The organism is Flavobacterium reichenbachii (genome assembly GCF_002217435.1).
Classification (GTDB): Bacteria; Bacteroidota; Bacteroidia; order Flavobacteriales; family Flavobacteriaceae; genus Flavobacterium; species Flavobacterium reichenbachii.
Window position 1 is genome coordinate 1 of the sequence record NZ_MUHF01000047.1, and the last position, 1,784, is coordinate 1,784.

Sequence of the window (1,784 nt, forward strand, 5' to 3'; positions counted from 1 at the left end):
GCGAATTTTAATTCAGCTGCAGCAGTTACTTTCCCTTATGTGATTACGGACGGATTATTAACCGCCACGGCGAATATCGAAATTACGGTGACGGCAGTAAACGATGCGCCATCTGCAGTTTTAGATACCTACACAGTTGCCGAAGACAACACCGTTACGTTAACTCCTCTAAGCAATGATACCGATGTGGAAGGTGATACACTGACAATTTCTTCTATCAACGGAACAGCTTTAACAGGTTCAGTACAGGTTATCACAGTTCCAAACGGAACAGTTAACATTTCAGCTTCAGGAGTGATTACGTTCACGCCTTCAGCGAATTTTAATTCAGCAACAGCGATCAGTTTTCCTTATGTAATTACGGACGGATTGTTAACCGCAACGGCGAATATCGAAATTACAGTTACGGCAGTAAACGATGCGCCATCTGCAGTTTTAGATACCTACACAGTTGCAGAAGACAACACCGTTACGTTAACTCCTTTGAGCAACGATACAGATGTTGAAGGCGACACGCTGACAATTGCTTCTATCAACGGAACAGCTTTAACAGGAGGTATTCAATCAATCACAGTTCCAAACGGAACAGTTAACATTTCAGCTTCTGGAGTGATTACGTTCACGCCTGCAGCTAATTTTAATTCAGTTGCAGCAGTTACTTTCCCTTATGTTATTACGGACGGATTATTAACCGCGACAGCGAATATCGAAATTACGGTTACGGCAGTAAACGATGCGCCATCTGCAGTTTTAGATAGCTATACAGTTGCGGAAGACAACACGGTTATATTAACTCCATTGAGCAACGATACAGATATTGAAGGCGATACGCTGACAATTTCTTCTATCAACGGAACAGCTTTAACAGGTTCAGTACAGGTTATCACAGTTCCAAACGGAACAGTTAACATTTCAGCTTCAGGAGTGATTACTTTCACGCCCTCAGCTAATTTTAATTCAGCGACAGCGATTAGTTTCCCTTATGTGGTTTCTGATGGAAATTTAACAGCAACAGCGAATATCGAAATCACGGTTACGGCAGTAAACGATGCGCCATCTGCAGTTTTAGATACTTATACAGTTGCAGAAGACAACACGGTTACATTAACTCCATTAAGCAATGATACAGATATTGAAGGCGATACGCTGACAATTTCTTCTATCAACGGAACAGCTTTAACAGGTTCAGTACAGGTTATCACAGTTCCAAACGGAACAGTTAATATCTCAGCTTCTGGAGTTATTACTTTTACGCCTTCAGCGAATTTTAATTCAGCAACGGCAGTTAGTTTTCCTTATGTGATTACGGACGGATTATTAACCGCGACAGCGAATATCGAAATTACGGTTACGGCAGTAAACGATGCACCATCTGCAGTAAAAGATGATTATGCAGTTAACGAAGGCGGTACTCTTACCGTTACAACCGCTAACGGAGTTTTACTAAATGACAGCGATGTTGATGGTGATGCCATTACAGCTGTTTTGGTTTCAGGTCCATCAAACGGAACTTTAACTTTAAACGCAGACGGTTCTTTCACTTACGTTCATAACGGAAGCGAAACCACAACCGACAGTTTTACTTACAAAGCCAATGACGGAAATTTAGACAGTAATACAGTTACTGTTGAGATTACAATTAATCCGGTAAATGATGCTCCATCAGCAGTTAATAACAGCTACACAGTAAACGAAGACGAAACTGTAACCTTAAATCCGTTAAACGGAGATACTGATGCAGAAGGAGATACTTTAATTATTGTCTCAATCAACGGCACAGCTTT

General features: G+C 41.1%; 1 protein-coding gene. It reads left to right on the forward strand.

From position 1 onward, the window contains the following. A partial coding sequence (locus B0A68_RS24270) for an Ig-like domain-containing protein (protein WP_123947549.1) occupies positions 1-1,784 on the forward strand: 1,784 nt, incomplete at both ends.